Source organism: Ruegeria sp. E8 (genome assembly GCF_056533985.1).
This window is the reverse complement of record NZ_JBQFOY010000003.1, coordinates 191,990-208,834: the sequence shown is the minus strand read 5'-3', so window position 1 is coordinate 208,834 and position 16,845 is coordinate 191,990. Positions and strand designations below refer to the sequence as shown.

Below are 16,845 nucleotides of genomic sequence, written 5' to 3'. Positions count from 1 at the left end.
GAGATCAGGGCTTTCGGTAAGACGACCCGCCCGACCTAAGGATCAGGTGGGTCGCGGGTGGCTTATTTCTCCAGCGTCACACCTTCCAGACGGATCATCCCGTCGGGATATGGGGTGAAGCCTTTGAGACCATCATCCAGCGCCCAGATCCATGTTTGGTGATAGAGGTACACGATGGGCATATCTTCGGCCAGAACGTCCCGCGCTGCATCGTAATCCGCCTTACGTGCATCGAAATCGGTCGAGGCACGGGCGGTGTTCAAAAACTCGTCCACCTTCGGATCGGAATAGTGGCTGTCGTTGATACCACCGCCAGTGGTCATGAACTGATGGATATTGCCATCAGGATCGACCCGGCCCGACCACCCAATCTGGCTGGCCTGATAGTCCCCGGCGCTTTGATCGGCCAGCAGGGTGGCAAATTCCTTGGACGTGATCTCGATATTTATCCCGGCCTCGGCCGCCATCGCCTGCACCACCTGCATCAATTGAAGTGGGACGGTGGTGTTTGGTACCTGAACCTCAAGGTCGATCCCGTCAGGGAAACCAGCCTCGGCAAGCAAGGCCTTGGCTTTTTCCACGTCCCGGGCAGGCACGGGGTGATCGGCGTCATACCAAGGTGACGTCGGCGGGAAAGGCTGATTGCCCGGTGCAAAGGCACCTTCGAACACCACCTGATTGATCGCATCCCGGTCCAAAGCATAGCTGAGCGCCTGGCGCAGACGCTTGTCGTTACCCCAGGGGTTATCGCCCTTTTCGCCATTGTTCACATTGATGGTGATCCCCTGATAGCCCAGCGAAACGGCCCGTTCGACGTTGATATCAGCGTCGCCCTCGGCCTGCCCCAGATCGGTTGCGGCCAGACGTTCCAGCATATCGATATCGCCCGATTGTAGGTTCGCCAGACGCACGGTTGTGTCCGGGATCGGCAGGAAGGTGACGCTGTCAAAATGAATCTGGTCCGCGTTCCAGTAGTCAGGGAAGCGTTCCAGTGCGATCCGGTCCTGCGAGACACGCTCTTTGAATTTGAACGGGCCTGAACAGACCGGGTTCAAACCGAAATCCGCACCCGCCGCTTTGGCCGCTGTTGGAGAAACCATCATCCCCGAACGGTCGGCGAACTGCGCCAGCAGGGTCGCGTCCGGGGCCGCCATGTTGAACCGAACGGTGTAATCATCCACCACATCCACGCCGGTCACGGACTTCAGCTCGGACTTACGACGAGATTCCTCAAGGTTTTGCGACCGATCGATATTGTCCACCACAGCCTGCGCATTGAACGGCGTGCCGTCGTGGAACACGACACCTTCGCGCAGCTTCATGGTCAGGGATTTACCGTCCTCGCTCCACTCCCAGCCGGTGGCCAGCTGCGGGATCAGCTCAAGGTCAGGGGTGATATCGACAAGCTTGTCACACATCGACGCGTACACAATGCGCCCCACGAAAGTGCGCGATTGATCGGGGTCCAATACGTCCGCATCCGATTGCAGGGCGATGCGCAAATCGGCAGCCTGAGCGCTCAGGGCGTTGGCGCCGAGTAATCCGGCCAGCAGGCCGGTCTTGAAGACGTTCATGATCTTTCCTCTCTGTTTTCGGCAGAAGCCGGTGGAGATTGGACAGCCGCGCGATACAGCGCGAACCGCTCTTCTGCTCCGGCGCTTCGACGTCGGGGCGGGGCCGGTTTTCCGGCCTCTGGTATGGTTTTCCAGTGATGGCAGGCGACGTGGTGATCCGGGCCTGCACTATCCAGAACGGGGGTCAGGGTTCGGCAATCGTTCTGCGCAAATGGACAGCGCGTGTGAAACCGGCATCCGCCGGGCGGTGAAGACGGGCTTGGTGTTTCGCCGGTCAGCGCCACGTGATCTCGTTCACGGCCCGGTTCGGGCTCTGGGATCGCCGACAGCAAGGCGTGCGTATAGGGATGGCGCGGGTGTTCAAACACCTGATCGGCGGGGCCGGTTTCAACCATCTGCCCCAGATACATCACGGCGATGCGGTCGCTCATATGCCGGATGACGGCCAAATCATGGGCAATGATAACCAGCGTGAGGTCCAGATCCTGTTTCAGGTCATTCAACAGATTGACTACCTGCGCCTGCACCGAAACATCCAGTGCCGAAACGGGCTCGTCCCCGATAAGCAGCTTTGGTCCCGAAGCCAGCGCGCGGGCAATTCCGATCCGCTGTCTCTGACCGCCCGAAAACTCGTGCGGATACCGGTTGGCGTGATCCGGCAACAACCCAACCTGCGCCAGTAACGCCGCAACTTTCTGGCGGCGGGCGGTTTCATCAAGCTGCGGAGAATGCACCTCCAGCGGTTCACCGACCAGTTTGCCTACCGTCATCCGCGGGTTCAGGGACGAGAACGGGTCTTGGAACACGAACTGCATCTGCTGGCGCAACGGGGCCATATCGCGGCGGGCAAGGTCCTGAACTTCTTGCCCGTCAAACAGGACCTGACCGGATGTCGGACGATCCAACCGCATCAACAGGCGCGCAAGCGTAGATTTCCCGCAACCAGATTCACCTACGATGGCAAAGGTTTCACCCCTGCGAACCGCCATCGAAACCCCATCAACGGCCCGCACCTTGGTTTTTCGTTCGAACAGCCCGGTGCCAAGTGTGAAATGGCGGGTGAGGCCCCTTGCCTCGAGGATTACATCGCGCATCTGACCCCCTTGAGCTGTTCCAGAGGGGCATAGTGGCAGGCGACCGCGTGCCCCTGCCCGATGTCCGACAAGGACGGGCGTTCGGCACAGTCCGCGGTGGCAAAGGGGCACCGGGTGCGAAATCGGCAACCTTCCGGCATATCGGCAAGCGAAGGCACGGCGCCCGGCACGGTGATCAGCCGGTCGCGCGATCCTGTCATCCGCGGGACCGAGCTCATGAGGCCGATGGTATAGGGATGCTGCGGATCGTCGAACACCGCGTTTACAGGGCCGCGTTCGACGATCTGCCCCCCCATACATAACAGCCACATTCGTGGCGATTTCGGCAACAACACCAAGGTCGTGGGTAATGAATAGGGATCCCATGCCGGTTTCGGCCTGAAGCTCTCGGATCAGGTCCAGTATCTGCGCCTGAATGGTCACGTCCAGCGCCGTTGTCGGCTCGTCTGCGATCAGCAATGACGGATTGTTGATCAGCGCCATAGCAATCATCACCCGCTGCCGCATACCGCCGGACAGCTGGTGCGGGTATTCGCTCAATCGCTGTTCGGGGGCCGGGATACCGACACGGCGCAACATGGACAGGGCGGTTTCCGCAGCCTCAGTGCGGCTGCAATGACGATGATGCAGAACGGCCTCGGTGATCTGGTCACCGATCCGAAACGCCGGGTTGAGCGAGGTCATCGGCTCCTGAAAGATCATCGCCATCCGGTCGCCCCGCGTTGCAGCGTCCAGCTGTTCCGAGCGCAGGTCATAAGCGCGACCTTCGAATTCCAATCGGCCCGAGGGGATGTCGATGACGTCCCGCGGCAACAACCCCATCAGCGCCATGGCCGTCACGGATTTCCCACATCCGGATTCACCCACAATGCACAGGGTTTCTCCCGCGGATACCGTCAGGTCCAGCCCATCTACTGCTGGTGCGGGTTGGTCGCGAAACGACAGACTGAAGGCCGACAACTTCAGGATTGCGGTGTTTGAGTCAGGCTCGAAGCTGGAACTTGGGTCGGGCACAGGTGTCAACCTTTATGTACAACCAATATCCAATTGGTTGCATTTTTGAAAAATGCTTGTCAACGGTTGTGTTGCTCTTTTTCCGGGTCCAGCGGCCGTCGTCCGCATGCCAGGACTACTGCGTGGGGCATTTATGTGATTGCGCCCGCTGGCGGATTTTTGCCGGAATTGGCGCATTCCCATTGGAATGAAAAACGAACTTTCAAAACCGAATTTTATCGATCCCGCCGTGTTTCAAATCCTGTCCGCAGGCAATTTCCGGGGCGAAATTCGGTTTTCATTGCGGATCCCGGCTCTTGTCCGAACACCAACCAGACCTTATCTAGCGATCTCACAGCTCAGACAGTCGGGATGGGCCGCTCTGCCGCAGCTTAGCATCTGTCCTTTAGGCCCGACAAAATATAGGTTATCTGAGCGTGCGCACAGTTTCATGATTTGGAGAACGCAATGATAAAGCGCGCCTGGAACAATTGGCGATCAGGCTATATGGGCCGCCTTGTAGGTGAGAGCTTTTATGCACAAGGCGGGCTGTATGGCATTGCTGTGCTTGCAATGATTGCTGTGGCGGTCACCACGGCCGGTTCTGCTTACATGATGGAGTACATCGTCGACGCGATGACCAGCCCGGAATTGCGGGGCTACGCGCATTTCATTGCGCTTGGGGTCGTGCTTCTGTTTCTGGTCAAGGCAGTCGCCTCGTACATTCAGGCCATTTACCTGGCCCGTGCTGGCAACCGAATCGTGGCCGAACAGCAGGACAGGGTTTATCGCAAACTTCTCAGGCATGGCGTCTCATTCTTCACCGCCAATGAATCATCGGACCTATTGATGCGCACCACCCACGGCGCGCAGGCCGCCCGAACTTTGATCGATGTGCTGGTCACGGGATTTGTTCGCGACGCGCTGACGTTGGTCGGGCTGGTTGCAGTCATGGTGTATCAGCAACCGGTTCTGTCGGTGTTGTTCTTTGTCGTGGGTCCGATTGCCTTGTTGGGTGTGCGCTACCTGCTGAAGAGTGTACGCTCGATCATGCAGGCCGAATTCAAATCACTGGCTGAAATTATCCGGGTGCTGCAAGAAACTTCGGCCGGGATCAAGGTTATCAAGGTTTTCTCGCTTGAAGATCGCATGATCAACCGCATGGACACCGCAATCCGGAAAGTTGAGCAGCGCTCGAACGACATCGCCAAGTTGCAATCCATTGCCAGCCCTCTCATGGAGTTTCTGGCGGGCCTTGCCGTGGCAGGTGTGCTTGTCGTCAGCACGCTTGGAATCGCGGGAACTGAACAGCCCAGCGCGGGTCAGCTGATGTCCTTTATCACCGCTTTGCTGATGGCATACGAACCCGCCAAGCGTCTGTCGAAAATGCGTGTTCAGATCGAAACCTGCATGGTCGGTGTCGGCATGTTGTTCGACTTGCTGGATCAGGACGAAACCATGGTGGAAAGCCCCAAAGCCCATGACCTGATCGAAGGCCCCGGACAGATCGCCTTGCGCAACGTGACCTTTGGCTATCATGGCGCGATACCGGTGATTGAAGAGATGAACGTCACCTTCGAGGCCGGTAAAACCACGGCGCTTGTTGGCCAGTCCGGCGGTGGCAAATCCACGTTGTTCGGCCTGATCATGCGTTTCTACGACCCCGATGAGGGCAGCGTCGAGATTGATGGTCAGGACCTGCGCGAGGTGAGCTTTGCCTCGTTGCGGCGCAAAATTTCCTATGTCGGCCAGGATACATTCCTGTTCTCGACTTCGATCATGGACAACCTGCGCTGCTCATCCCCCGACGCGTCAGACGAAGAGGTGATAGACGCCGCCAAAGCCGCACATGCGCATGATTTCATCATGGATCTGCCAGACGGCTACAATACACAGGTTGGCGAAAACGGGACTTTCCTGTCAGGTGGCCAGAAACAGCGTATCGCCATTGCCCGCGCAATTCTGAGAAAGGCCGAGATTCTGCTGTTGGACGAAGCCACAAGTGCGCTGGATGCTGAATCGGAATCACTTGTGAAAAAGGCGCTGGATGCTTTGACACAGAATGTGACCGTCATTGTCATCGCGCACCGCCTGTCGACCGTGCTGGAAGCGGACAAGATCATCGTGGTTCAGGATGGTGCCATCGTGGAACAGGGCAATCTAGACGAGTTGATGGATAAGAACGGAAGCTTCCGCAACCTGTTCGATCAACAGTTCAGAAAGCGCGAACCCGCCGCCGAAGTCGCTGAGTAACCGCGGCCTCGCCACCCATACGCAGCCCCCTTCCCGGGCAGCTTTTGTCCGGGACTTGGGGGAACTCGTAAAATCCCGAATTGTCCAACATGCTGGATGCGCATATTTGACGCGCATATATTGTACAGGTATCTTCAGGCATACCGGAGGTTACCTGCATGAATGCCCCGTCACGTAAACCGACCAACCTTTCACTGGATGGCGATATGTTGTCCGAAGCGCGGGACCTGAAAATCAACCTGTCCCGAGCGGCCGAAGACGGTATTCGCGCCGCTGTCGCCGCAGCAAAAGCCGAACGCTGGAAGGCCGAGAACAAAGCGGCAATCGAAAGCTCGAACTCTTACGTCGAGCGTCACGGTTTGCCGCTGGAGACCTATCGGCAGTTCTGATGCCAAAATACGACGTTTTTCCCAACCCGTCGGGCGACGGTTATCTGCTGGATGTTCAAAGCGATCTTCTGAGTGGCCTGAACACTCGCGTTGTTGTACCTCTGCTGCCCGAGGCCTCGGCTCCGGTCCCTGCCGCCCGGCTCAATCCCGTCTTTGAGATTAAAGGCCACCCTCACGTCATGGCGACGCAATTCATGGCGGCAGTTCCGACAGGTATCCTGAAAGCTCCGATCAGTAATCTGGATGAGCACTTCGCGCAGATCACGGCAGCCATCGATATGCTGATGCAGGGGTTTTGATGGGATTTGGCGCGGGCCTTTGGGCAACTTGCGCCGCAAAGGCCCGGACTCAGATGCGATATGTATTTTTGGGAAGTCGGGTGGCTACTGCTGTGGATGGCTGACGCCTGACCTGTTTCAGATCTACCGGGATTTCGGACTTGCAAATCTTGCCCTGTTGCTGCGCGCGCAGGGGATCGACGTGACAAATCTGGCTCAGGCCGCACCTACAACTGAATAGGTGCTGAGCCACACAATCCCCGATCACAGGCGGCACCATCCTCGGGGAAATCGCGGCAAAGGACCATCACCTCGGGACGTGACATGACTGCATTCAGCGTTAATCTCGTTTTAGCCGTATTGAGCAAGAGGCGATTTCTCGTCGGGTATCATTAGTTACGAAACCCTTTCCAGAACATCACCAGCCCTGCTTGCAAACAAGATATGAGGACCAGAATGACGTCGCTCCAGCCTTCTAACCGATTGAAAGGCAAAATCGCCTTCATCAGCGCTGCTGGCCAAGGCATTGGCCGCGCCACCACCGAGTTGTTCGCCGCCGAAGGCGCGCATGTCTTTGCCTGCGATATCAACGAAACCACCCTGGCAGAGCTGTCAGAGATCAAAGGTGTTACTCCGTTTCACCTGAACGTGACAGACGCCAAGTCGGTGCAGCTTGCCGTAGCCGAGCTTCCGCCATTGGATATTCTCTTCAACTGCGCAGGTTATGTGGCGAGCGGCTCGATTCTGGACTGCGACGAAGACGACTGGGATTTCAGCTTTGATCTGAACGTAAAAGCCATGTACCGGCTGATCCGCCTGACTCTGCCAGCCATGCTGCAAAACGGCGGAGGGTCCATCATCAATATGTCTTCCGTCGCTTCCTCGATGAAAGGCGTGCCAAACCGGTTTGTGTACTGCGCCTCAAAAGCGGCAGTGATCGGCCTGACCAAGTCGATCGCCGCCGATTTCGTCACCCAAGGCATTCGCTGTAATGCAATATGCCCTGGTACGGTCGACAGCCCCAGCCTGCACGAACGCTTGAAGGCGACAGGCGACTACGAAAAGGCAATGACCGATTTCATCGCGCGCCAACCAATGGGTCGCATTGGTACAGCGGACGAAATCGCCGAACTCGCACTCTACCTCGCAAGTGACAGCAGTACGTTTACGACTGGTCAGCCTTTCGCCATTGATGGCGGTTGGGCGATTTAAGCTGAAAGGGATCACATCATGAAACTACTGCGCTTTGGGGCGTTGGGTGCTGAAAAGCCGGGTTTGTTGGGCGAAGACGGCACAATTCGCGACCTGTCCGGGATCATAGGCGATCTCTCGGGCGATGTGCTCAGCGATGAAGGGCTGACTCAGCTTCGCGCGCTGGACCCGCAATCCCTGCCGGCAGTTGACGGCGATGTCCGCATCGGCGCCTGTGTGGGCCATGTGGGCAAGTTCATCTGCATCGGCCTGAACTATGCCGACCACGCAGCCGAAAGCGGTATGGAATTGCCGCAGGAACCGGTGATCTTTTTCAAAGCAACTTCGGCGATCATCGGCCCGAACGATAACGTCGAAATCCCGCGCGGATCCGTCAAAACCGACTGGGAGGTCGAACTGGGTGTGGTGATCGGCAAAGAGGCAAAATACATCTCAGAGGCCGAAGCGATGGATCATATCGCTGGCTATTGTGTGATCAACGACCTGTCGGAACGTGATTTTCAGCTGCACCGCTCGGGCCAGTGGGTCAAAGGCAAATCCGCCGACACTTTCGGGCCTATCGGTCCATGGTTGGTGACGCGGGACGAGATTGCCGATCCGCAGAATCTGACGATGTATCTTGAGGTCAATGCCCACCGCTATCAGGATGGCTCGACCCAAACGATGCACTTCGGGGTCGCGACCGTGATTTCTCATCTATCGCAATTCATGTCATTGCAACCGGGTGATGTGATCTCGACCGGCACGCCGCCGGGCGTGGGCATGGGGCAAAATCCACAGGTCTATCTGAAACCCGGCGACCGGATGGAACTGGGCATCGAAGGTCTGGGCGTTCAAAAACAGAATGTGATTGCAGGATAAGTGGGCAAAGGCGGATGCCAGCCCTGAAAAGGAAAATCAGGCGAGGTTCCCCTCGCCTGATTTTTTCATGACTTAAGCAACCAGATCGAACCGATCGTTGTTCATGATCTTGGTCCAGGCCGCCACGAAGTCGCGCACAAACTTCTCGGCGTTGTCGTCCTGAGCGTAAACCTCGGCGTAACCACGCAGGATCGAGTTCGAACCGAAGACCAGATCAGCACTGGTCGCGGTGAACTTGACCTCACCCGAGGCACGGTCGCGCAGTTCGTAGGTCCCGCCATCAACCGGGTGCCAGCTGAGCGACATATCCGTCAGGTTGACGAAGAAGTCCGTGGTCAGCTGCCCAACACGGTCGGTAAAGACACCATGCGCCGATCCGCCATGGTTGGCACCCAGAACACGCAGGCCACCGATCAGAACGGTCATCTCTGCTGCGGTCAGACCCAGCAATTGCGCGCGGTCCAGCATCATCGCCTCGGGCGATACGGCGTATTCCTTCAGCTGCCAGTTGCGGAACCCGTCCGCCAGCGGCTCAAGCACCGAAAAGCTGTCGACATCGGTCTGCTCGTCCGTCGCATCGCCGCGCCCTGCCGAGAACGGAACCGTCACTTCAAAACCAGCAGCCTTGATCGACTGTTCCAGACCAACATTGCCCGCCAGCACGATGACATCGGCGATCGACGCGCCGGTTTCCGCAGCGATCGGCTCCAGCACACCCAGCACTTTTGCCAGACGCTCAGGCTCGTTGCCGGCCCAGTCCTTCTGTGGTGCCAGACGAATGCGCGCGCCATTTGCGCCACCACGTTTGTCCGAGCCACGGAAGGTACGGGCGCTGTCCCATGCGGTGTTGATCATCTCAACCGCGGTCAGGCCGCTTTCTGCGATCTTCGCCTTGACGGCATCGACGTTGTAACCGGTCGAACCTGCCGGGATCGGATCTTGCCAGACCAGCTCTTCTGCAGGAACGTCCGGACCATAGTAGTTGACGCGCGGACCCATGTCGCGGTGGGTCAGCTTGAACCAGGCGCGGGCAAAAGTATCGGCGAAATAGTCCGGATCGGCCATGAATTTCTGACAGATCGCATTATATGTCGGGTCAATTTTCATCGCCATGTCAGCGTCGGTCATGACCGGCATACGACGAGCCGAAGGATCGGTCGGGTCGGCAGGCTTTTCGTCTTCCGGCATGTCGATGGGCTGCCATTGTTGTGCGCCTGCTGGCGATTTGCCAAGCTCCCATTCATAGCCGAACAGATAGTCGAAATAGCCCATGTCGAACTTGGTCGGGTCCTTCGTCCAGGCTCCCTCGATGCCCGAGGTGAACGCGTTGGTCGCCTTGCCGTCCTGATCAGGGTTATTCCAACCCAGACCCTGACCGGACACCGGGCAGGCTTCGGGTTCAGCGCCGATATTGTCGTCGGCCATCGCGCCATGTGCCTTACCGACTGTGTGCCCACCGCAGGTCAGTGCCGCTGTTTCTTCGTCGTTCATCGCCATACGGGCAAAAGTTTCGCGGATATGAAGCGCGGTTTTTGCCGGGTCCGGATTGCCGTTCACACCTTCGGGGTTCACATAGATCAGACCCATATGCACCGCGCCCAGCGGGTTTTCCAGCGTGCCGGGTGTTTCCAGATCGCCATAGCGGTTTTCGGACGGGGCCAGCCACTGGTTCTCCGATCCCCAGTAAACGTCTTTTTCCGGACCCCAGATATCTTCGCGACCAAAGCCGAAGCCAAATGTTTTCAGGCCCATGGATTCATACGCAACAGTGCCCGACAGAACGATCAGGTCGGCCCAGGACAGCGCGTTCCCGTATTTCTTTTTCACCGGCCACAGCAGACGGCGGGCTTTGTCCAGGCTGGCATTGTCCGGCCACGAGTTCAGAGGGGCAAACCGGATGTTGCCCGACCCTGCGCCACCGCGACCGTCGCCCAGACGGTACGACCCGGCCGAGTGCCACGCCAGGCGGATCATCAGGCCGCCATAGTGACCCCAGTCAGCCGGCCACCAGTCCTGGCTGTCGGTCAGCAATGCTTCGACATCGGCACGGACCGCTTTGAAATCAAGCCCTTTGACCGCTTCACGATGGTTGTAGTCGGCATCCATCGGGTTGGTGCGGGTGTCGTGCTGGCTCAGAATGTCCAGGTTCAGCGCATCCGGCCACCATTTGGTGACAGAATTTCCCGTGCCCGTGTTCCCGCCATGCATGACAGGGCAGCCGCCGGATTGATGATTGTGGGGGTTACCGTCCATTGTAAATCTCCTGAGCATATACCTAGGGATGCAGATGCCTTGACTCGTACCCCACCGCTTCGATAATTGGAAATTTGTAATTTCTATCATTGTGATTAATTTTTCCTATGAAAGCACTAACCCTCAAACACCTGCGCTATTTCGAGGCCCTCGCCACCCACGGCCACTTTGGCAAGGCTGCGGCAGCCAGCGCTATTTCGCAGCCCGCACTCTCCATTCAAATCAAAGAGCTGGAGACCATCATGGGCGGCCCGCTGGTCGAACGCGCCGCACGTGAAACCCGCCTGACGGCGCTTGGTGAAGACGTTCTGAAACGTGGCCGCGAAATCCTGACCCGGGTCGAAGATCTGGGTAATCTTGTGCAATCCCCGTTTGGGCCCTTGTCGGGCCGCATCAGAATCGGCGTCATACCCACGGTCGCGCCCTATCTGCTGCCTTCGATCATCAAGGCGCTGTCACAGCGATTCCCGCAACTGATCATCGAGCCAAAAGAGACGATTACCCAAACCCTGATCGGCGAAATTCTCGATTCCAGACTGGACTTCGGCGTTGTCGCCCTGCCCGTCTCGGAACCCAGCCTCCGCGAGTTTTCTCTGTTCAACGAAGACTTCCTCCTGGTCCGCCCGGCGCAGGACGCGGAGTTGCCGATGCCAAGTTCGTCACAGCTCAGAACCATGCGCCTGCTGTTGCTGGAAGAAGGGCATTGCTTCAGGGATCAGGCCCTGTCCTTCTGCTCGATCCGCAATATCGAGCCGCAGCACATCATGGAGGGCAGTTCGCTGTCCACGCTGGTACAGATGGTCGGGGCCGGCATCGGCGTCACGCTGATACCGGAAATGGCGGTCGGACTGGAAACCCGATCCGCCGATGTCTCTGTTGCCCGCTTTCAGGACACGCCCCCGGCGCGAACAATTGGCCTGATCTGGCGAAAGACCAACCCGCTCAGCGAGAACCTTCTGAAAATCGGGGCCATCATTCGAAAAACCGCCGAGGAAAACATCTTGAGCACGGATCAGGCTGCGTTGGCGGAAAGCGACTGACAGAGTATGGCCAACCTTGCGCGACACGACCCTGCCGAAGGTCATTCATCTCCGGTATAGAACCCGATCACATCGTTTTCGGTCGTTGCGCCAAGCCCGTTCAGCAACCGGTTGGAATAGTTGAAATAGGCGCAGACCTGATTGACCTCCAGAATCTCACCGTCTTCACAACCCGCGATCTTGAGCGCTTCGAAATCCGATTTCACTATCTTGCCCACATCGGTTGTCAGCTTTGCCGCATATCGCAGCAGCGCCAGTTCCTTGCCTTCGAATTCTTCCTCGGGTCGATGCGCCTTGAGTGCGACGAATATCCGGTCGCTGCGCGGTTGGTCCTTCAGCAAATTGCGCACATTCATGAAATGGTGGGTCAGCGAATAGGTGCAATCATTCAGGATCGAGGTATAGCTGGCCACCACCTCAAGAAACCAGAACGGCAACTGATTGTCGTCCGAATGCAGGACCGATCGGTACAGCGTCACATGCCCGTTCATCGTCTCGGGACGTAACGAGTGCACACGCATGACGGTGTCGACGGTGCCATGGGGCGTGCGGGCTTTGTCCAGCAACTCTTTCAGGCGGCCATCGGCCTTGTCGTCCGAGATCATCTCGATCCAAGCACTCATTGCAACGTCTCCTGTCCTGTCCGGGCTCAGCTTATGAACAATACCTGCAAGCATGTCAGTTAATTTTTTTCCTAAGGTGAAATTTCTCTGGATCACGGAAACGTGAAAGAGATACATTGCCCGCGTGGGGACTTGTTTGGGATCAACGACGATGCACAGCCCAGAACTTTTGGCGGGCGCCGAAAACCTGTTGTTCAGATGCGGTGGTCTTAAGGCTGGCGACCGGTTGCTCGTGGTCTGCGAAGACGCCGCAAACGGCTATTACGATGCTGAAATCACTGAGGCCGTCGTCGAGTGCGCCCGGCAGAACCGGATCAACACGTCGGTTCAAACCGTGCCTTTCGATCCGATGGGGCCGCTGGTCCCCGAAAACCTGCGCGTGGCCATGAAATCCGCCGACCGCACCCTGTTTCTGTCACGCACCGGTGATCAGATTCGATTTGACGCTGGCATGAAGGACGTACACCCCATCATGTCCTACGCACTGGATGCCGGGATGCTGGCCTCAAGCTTTGGACGGGCGAATTACAGCGGGTTCGTAAAACTGAAAAATGCGGTCAATGCTCTGCTGGCCGGGGCCGAACGTATCCAGGTGACCTGTCCACTGGGCACCGATTTCGGCGGCCCGGGCGCTGCCTTTCCGAGATCGGGCGCCGCGGATGTCAGCGTAACCCGATTTCCGATGTCCGTGTTTGCGCCGGTCCCCGCACAAGGGTTCAGCGGCGTGTTGGTTCAGGACGGTTTTCTGGTCGGCACCGGATCGAAGTTCTATGAACCTTACGGCTGCGATTTGCGCGAGCCGTTGGCGGTTCGGTTCGACGGCAATCGCCTGACCGGCTTTGACGGCCATCCGATGGATGTGCATTGCGCGCAGATGCATTACGAAAAGGTTGGCCGTATGTTCGACCTTGATCCGCTGACCATGCATTCCTGGCACGCCGGCATCCACCCGGGCTGCGCCTATGCCGCCCCGGCCCAGAGCAATTTCGAACGTTGGAGCGGTTCGGCTTTCGGCAATCCACGCCTTCTGCATTTCCACACCTGCGGCGATTATGCACCGGGTGAGATTTCACTGAACGTGCTGGACCCCACGATCCGGGTGGACGGGGTTGCGATCTGGGATGCAGGCGTTCTCCGGGCCGATCTTTTGCCCGGCGGGGCCGAAATCCTTGCACAATACCCCTGCATTAAGGCCGTTTTTGACGACCCTGCCCAACAGGTCGGGCAAGGCCCGAACGGGCGGTTGTCTGCCTGAAAACTATTCGACCTCCTGCGCGACCCGCTTGGCAACCCGTGCGCGGAACCGCATCGCGCCAGCGTCCAACCCAAGGTTGATGTAGCCGGTTTTGCGCCGCGCCATGCCGGTCTGCACATATTCCAGCACATCCTTGTCTTCGTTGAACGCCATGACCGCACCATCGAACATACGCTGTGACATGGCTATGTCGTCCGCATGCATATTGCGGTGCTGAAACCAGAAGTACCGCGAGGTTCCCGCATCGACCGGGGTGATGAAGTTGTACGAGATGTTGACGAACGCATTGGGAGACATTGGCCGATCCGCCCCACCTTCTCCCGTCGGGGTATAGACCGACATGTTGATCGCCGTCGACGGTAGGCGGCATTCGTAGTGCTGCTTGCGGTCACAGCTTGGTCCGAACGGCAGGACCGGCGCGTAATAGGGTGGCGCAGGTTCATCCGCGATCCAGCGCGAAACGATGACTCCATCTTCGGTCTCTTCGATATCCAGCGGACGATTGTCCGTTCCTGCGCCAGCGAATGAGGTCAAATGCACCCATGCCACATGGCTTGGATCCAGCAGGTTGTCGGTGATGTAGAGGTAATGGCACGCCATTTCCATCGCGCCAGTCTGTGTTTTGCCCCAGGACGGGTTGTCGAAATTGGGGATGTCGATGATATCGTCTGTACTGGCTTTCTCCGGGTCTCCCATCCAAAGCCACAGAAACCCCCAGCGATCTTCAGCCGGATAAGCATGAACCGCGGCGCGACGCGGAGGATTGTCCAACTGCGTCGGGGCACTGACACACTCGCCGCCGCAGCCGAAAGTCAAACCGTGATAGCCACAAACCACATGATCGCCTTCGATTGTGCCGCGTGACAGTGGCAGTTTGCGGTGCGGGCAAGCATCTTCCAAAGCGATCGCCTTGCCCCCTGTGTCGCGATAAATCACGATCTCTTCGTCCAACATCCGAACGGCACTCAAATTGCGGTCGAAATCCTCGGACCGCCCGGCAACATACCAACTGTTTCGAATAAACCCGTGTGCACCGGCCAAATCAGGACGCATCGCTACTACTCCGAAAACACATCATAAGCCTTGAGCGCCTTGGCGCTATACGCATAAGACGGCCCGCCACCCATATAGGTCGCCATGGCCAGCGCCTCGCACATCTCTTCGCGGGTGGCACCCAGCCGAACAAGCGATTTCACGTGAAAACCAATGCAACTGTCGCAACGGGTCGCGATGGCAATCCCAAGGGCCATGAATTCCTTGGTTTTCTCGCTGAGCGCACCGTCGGTCTTGGCCGCCTTGCCCATGATGCCAAAGCCTCGCACGGTTTCAGGCACTTCCTTCGAGAAGGTCCCTATATTGGCCTCGGTCTCAGCCATGAAGTCTTTCCAGTCCATTTCGTAACTCCTTATCCGCGCTCGTCCGCGCCCATACGGCGCTCCAGCCAGCGCACGCCAGCACTGATGATCAGAACCAGGATCAGGTACTCGAAAATCAGCAAGGTGTAGATTTCCAGCGGACGGTATTCCGTCACCACCAGTTCATTCGCGCGGCGGGTCAATTCCTGCATTCCGATGACGCTGGCAAAGGCGCTCATCTTGACGATGTAGATGAACTGGTTCGCCAGCGGGGGCAGAATGCGCCGGATCGCTTGCGGCAGGATCACATAGCGCATGGTCTGCACATAGTTCAGCCCGATGGTCTGCGCCGCTTCGCGCTGACCGCGGGCAATGGATTGAATGCCTGCGCGGTAGATTTCGGCAGTAAAGGCACTGTCTGAAATCGCCAGCGTTATGATCGCCCCCCAGAACGGATCGATCGGGATGTTCAGACCCATCGATTGGAACACGATGGGCAGGCCGTAGAAGACCCAGAACAGCATCGGAAGCAAAGGGATGGCGCGAATGAACTCTACATAGACCCGGTTCAAAACCCGCCAGCCGCGTTTTTCGGACAATCCCGGCAAGGCCACCAGCAATCCGATGACAATCGACAGAACGGCGGCGATCAGGGAAATCTGGATCGTCGCGCCCATCCCCGAGATCAGGAATTTCACATTGGTCCACCCCGACGCCGTGGTCGGGTCGATCACATACCAGCCCCAGGTCTGGGAAGACGAACAGCCTGCCAGCAGAAGCAGAGGCGTTATCAGAAGAAGTTTTTTCATCAGCCCCTCTCAGTGCTGCAGGATCTGTGACAGGAATTTGCGACACCGATCAGACTGAGGATTGGTGAAGAAATGCTCGGGGTTGCCTTCTTCGACGATCTCACCGGCATCCATGAAGATCATCTTGTCAGCCACCTTGCGGGCGAACCCCATCTCATGCGTGACGACCACCATAGTCATTCCTTCATTGGCCAACTCGACCATCACGTCCAACACTTCCGAGATCATTTCTGGGTCCAGCGCTGAGGTCGGCTCGTCAAACAAAAGCACGCGCGGCTCCATACACAGGGATCGCGCAATTGCGACGCGTTGCTGTTGGCCGCCCGACAATTGAATGGGCTTTTTGTCCGCCTGATCGGGAATATGCACCCGATCCAGATAATGACGCGCTTTTTCCTCCGCCTCTTTGCGGCTTAGGCCGCGCGCTTTGATCGGGCCCAAAGTCAGGTTTTCCAGAACAGTCAGATGCGGGAACAGGTTGAATTGCTGGAATACCATTCCAACCTCGGACCGAATGGTGGCCACGGATTTCGCGTCATCCGTCAACTCGACCCCATCCACACGAATGGCGCCTTTCTGATGCTTTTCCAACTGGTTGATACAGCGCACAACGGTGGACTTGCCCGACCCAGAAGGCCCGCAAATCACCACTTTTTCGCCGCTGTTCACTGTCAGATTGATGTCTTTGAGAACGTGAAACGTGTCAAACCACTTGTTCACGCCCACAAGTTCGATTGCGGCGTCTGGCATAAGCTGAACTGCCCCTGTTTTAGTCACAGTATAATATTTTCTTGAGGTTATCTTTCCCTTTGGGCTTAAATCAATGATGAATACGGCAACAAGGTCGAAACGCCAC

General features: G+C 57.6%; 15 protein-coding genes. 7 read left to right on the top strand and 8 right to left on the bottom strand.

The window, feature by feature from the left end:
• Positions 1-62: 62 nt before the first annotated feature.
• The gene (locus tag ACR0LF_RS06235; RefSeq protein ID WP_480580582.1) at positions 63-1,574 is read right to left on the bottom strand and encodes an ABC transporter substrate-binding protein; all 1,512 of its coding nucleotides are present in this window, start codon (positions 1,572-1,574) and stop codon (positions 63-65) included.
• Entirely contained in the window at positions 1,571-3,682 is a 2,112-nt protein-coding gene (locus ACR0LF_RS06230) for an ABC transporter ATP-binding protein (RefSeq protein ID WP_480580584.1), read from the bottom strand. The genes ACR0LF_RS06235 and ACR0LF_RS06230 overlap by 4 nt, the downstream gene beginning before the upstream one ends.
• Positions 3,683-4,129: 447 nt before the next feature.
• On the opposite strand from ACR0LF_RS06230, the gene ACR0LF_RS06225 reads away from it, so the two are divergent.
• The 5 genes from ACR0LF_RS06225 to ACR0LF_RS06205 all read left to right on the top strand — a co-directional run bounded on the left by ACR0LF_RS06225 (position 4,130) and on the right by ACR0LF_RS06205 (position 8,654).
• Entirely contained in the window at positions 4,130-5,914 is a 1,785-nt protein-coding gene (locus ACR0LF_RS06225; protein WP_480580586.1) for an ABC transporter ATP-binding protein, read from the top strand.
• Positions 5,915-6,072: 158 nt separating this feature from the next.
• Positions 6,073-6,303, top strand: a complete 231-nt coding sequence (locus ACR0LF_RS06220; RefSeq protein ID WP_480580587.1) for a type II toxin-antitoxin system CcdA family antitoxin — start codon at positions 6,073-6,075, stop codon at positions 6,301-6,303.
• Complete coding sequence (locus ACR0LF_RS06215) at positions 6,303-6,602, top strand: CcdB family protein (protein ID WP_480580589.1); 300 nt, start codon at positions 6,303-6,305, stop codon at positions 6,600-6,602. Before ACR0LF_RS06220 ends, ACR0LF_RS06215 begins: the two co-directional genes overlap by 1 nt.
• Positions 6,603-7,037: 435 nt before the next feature.
• A complete protein-coding gene (locus ACR0LF_RS06210; protein WP_480580591.1) occupies positions 7,038-7,793 on the top strand; it encodes an SDR family oxidoreductase in 756 nt (251 codons plus the stop codon).
• An 18-nt stretch (positions 7,794-7,811) separates the two neighbouring features.
• Complete coding sequence (locus ACR0LF_RS06205; protein WP_480580593.1) at positions 7,812-8,654, top strand: fumarylacetoacetate hydrolase family protein; 843 nt, start codon at positions 7,812-7,814, stop codon at positions 8,652-8,654.
• A gap of 72 nt (positions 8,655-8,726) precedes the next feature.
• Here ACR0LF_RS06205 and katG read toward each other — a convergent pair whose 3' ends face one another.
• Positions 8,727-10,907 carry a catalase/peroxidase HPI gene (katG, locus tag ACR0LF_RS06200; protein WP_480580595.1) on the bottom strand — a complete coding sequence of 727 codons (2,181 nt, stop codon included), beginning with the start codon at positions 10,905-10,907 and terminating at the stop codon, positions 8,727-8,729.
• Positions 10,908-11,014: 107 nt separating this feature from the next.
• Between katG and ACR0LF_RS06195 the strand changes: the two genes are divergently transcribed.
• Positions 11,015-11,947 (top strand): hydrogen peroxide-inducible genes activator, encoded by a 933-nt coding sequence (locus ACR0LF_RS06195; protein WP_480580597.1) that lies wholly within the window; start codon positions 11,015-11,017, stop codon positions 11,945-11,947.
• Positions 11,948-11,988: 41 nt separating this feature from the next.
• Here ACR0LF_RS06195 and ACR0LF_RS06190 read toward each other — a convergent pair whose 3' ends face one another.
• Positions 11,989-12,570, bottom strand: coding sequence for a carboxymuconolactone decarboxylase family protein (locus tag ACR0LF_RS06190; RefSeq protein WP_480580599.1), 582 nt, complete (start codon positions 12,568-12,570; stop codon positions 11,989-11,991).
• 151 nt (positions 12,571-12,721) lie between these two features.
• Here ACR0LF_RS06190 and ACR0LF_RS06185 point away from each other — a divergent pair, with 151 nt between their 5' ends.
• Positions 12,722-13,825: a hypothetical protein gene (locus ACR0LF_RS06185; protein WP_480580601.1), complete on the top strand. Its 1,104-nt coding sequence runs from the start codon at positions 12,722-12,724 to the stop codon at positions 13,823-13,825.
• 3 nt (positions 13,826-13,828) lie between these two features.
• Here the strand turns inward: ACR0LF_RS06185 and ACR0LF_RS06180 are convergent, their stop codons facing one another.
• From ACR0LF_RS06180 to ACR0LF_RS06165, 4 genes are read right to left on the bottom strand one after another with little or no spacing between them, the layout of a single operon-like run.
• On the bottom strand, positions 13,829-14,878 hold the full coding sequence (locus tag ACR0LF_RS06180) for an aromatic ring-hydroxylating dioxygenase subunit alpha (RefSeq protein ID WP_480580602.1): 1,050 nt from the start codon (positions 14,876-14,878) through the stop codon (positions 13,829-13,831).
• A 5-nt stretch (positions 14,879-14,883) separates the two neighbouring features.
• Positions 14,884-15,219 (bottom strand): carboxymuconolactone decarboxylase family protein, encoded by a 336-nt coding sequence (locus ACR0LF_RS06175; protein WP_480580604.1) that lies wholly within the window; start codon positions 15,217-15,219, stop codon positions 14,884-14,886.
• Positions 15,220-15,230: 11 nt separating this feature from the next.
• Complete coding sequence (locus ACR0LF_RS06170; RefSeq protein ID WP_480580606.1) at positions 15,231-15,989, bottom strand: amino acid ABC transporter permease; 759 nt, start codon at positions 15,987-15,989, stop codon at positions 15,231-15,233.
• Positions 15,990-15,998: 9 nt separating this feature from the next.
• Entirely contained in the window at positions 15,999-16,739 is a 741-nt protein-coding gene (locus tag ACR0LF_RS06165; RefSeq protein WP_480580608.1) for an amino acid ABC transporter ATP-binding protein, read from the bottom strand.
• Positions 16,740-16,845: the final 106 nt, after the last annotated feature.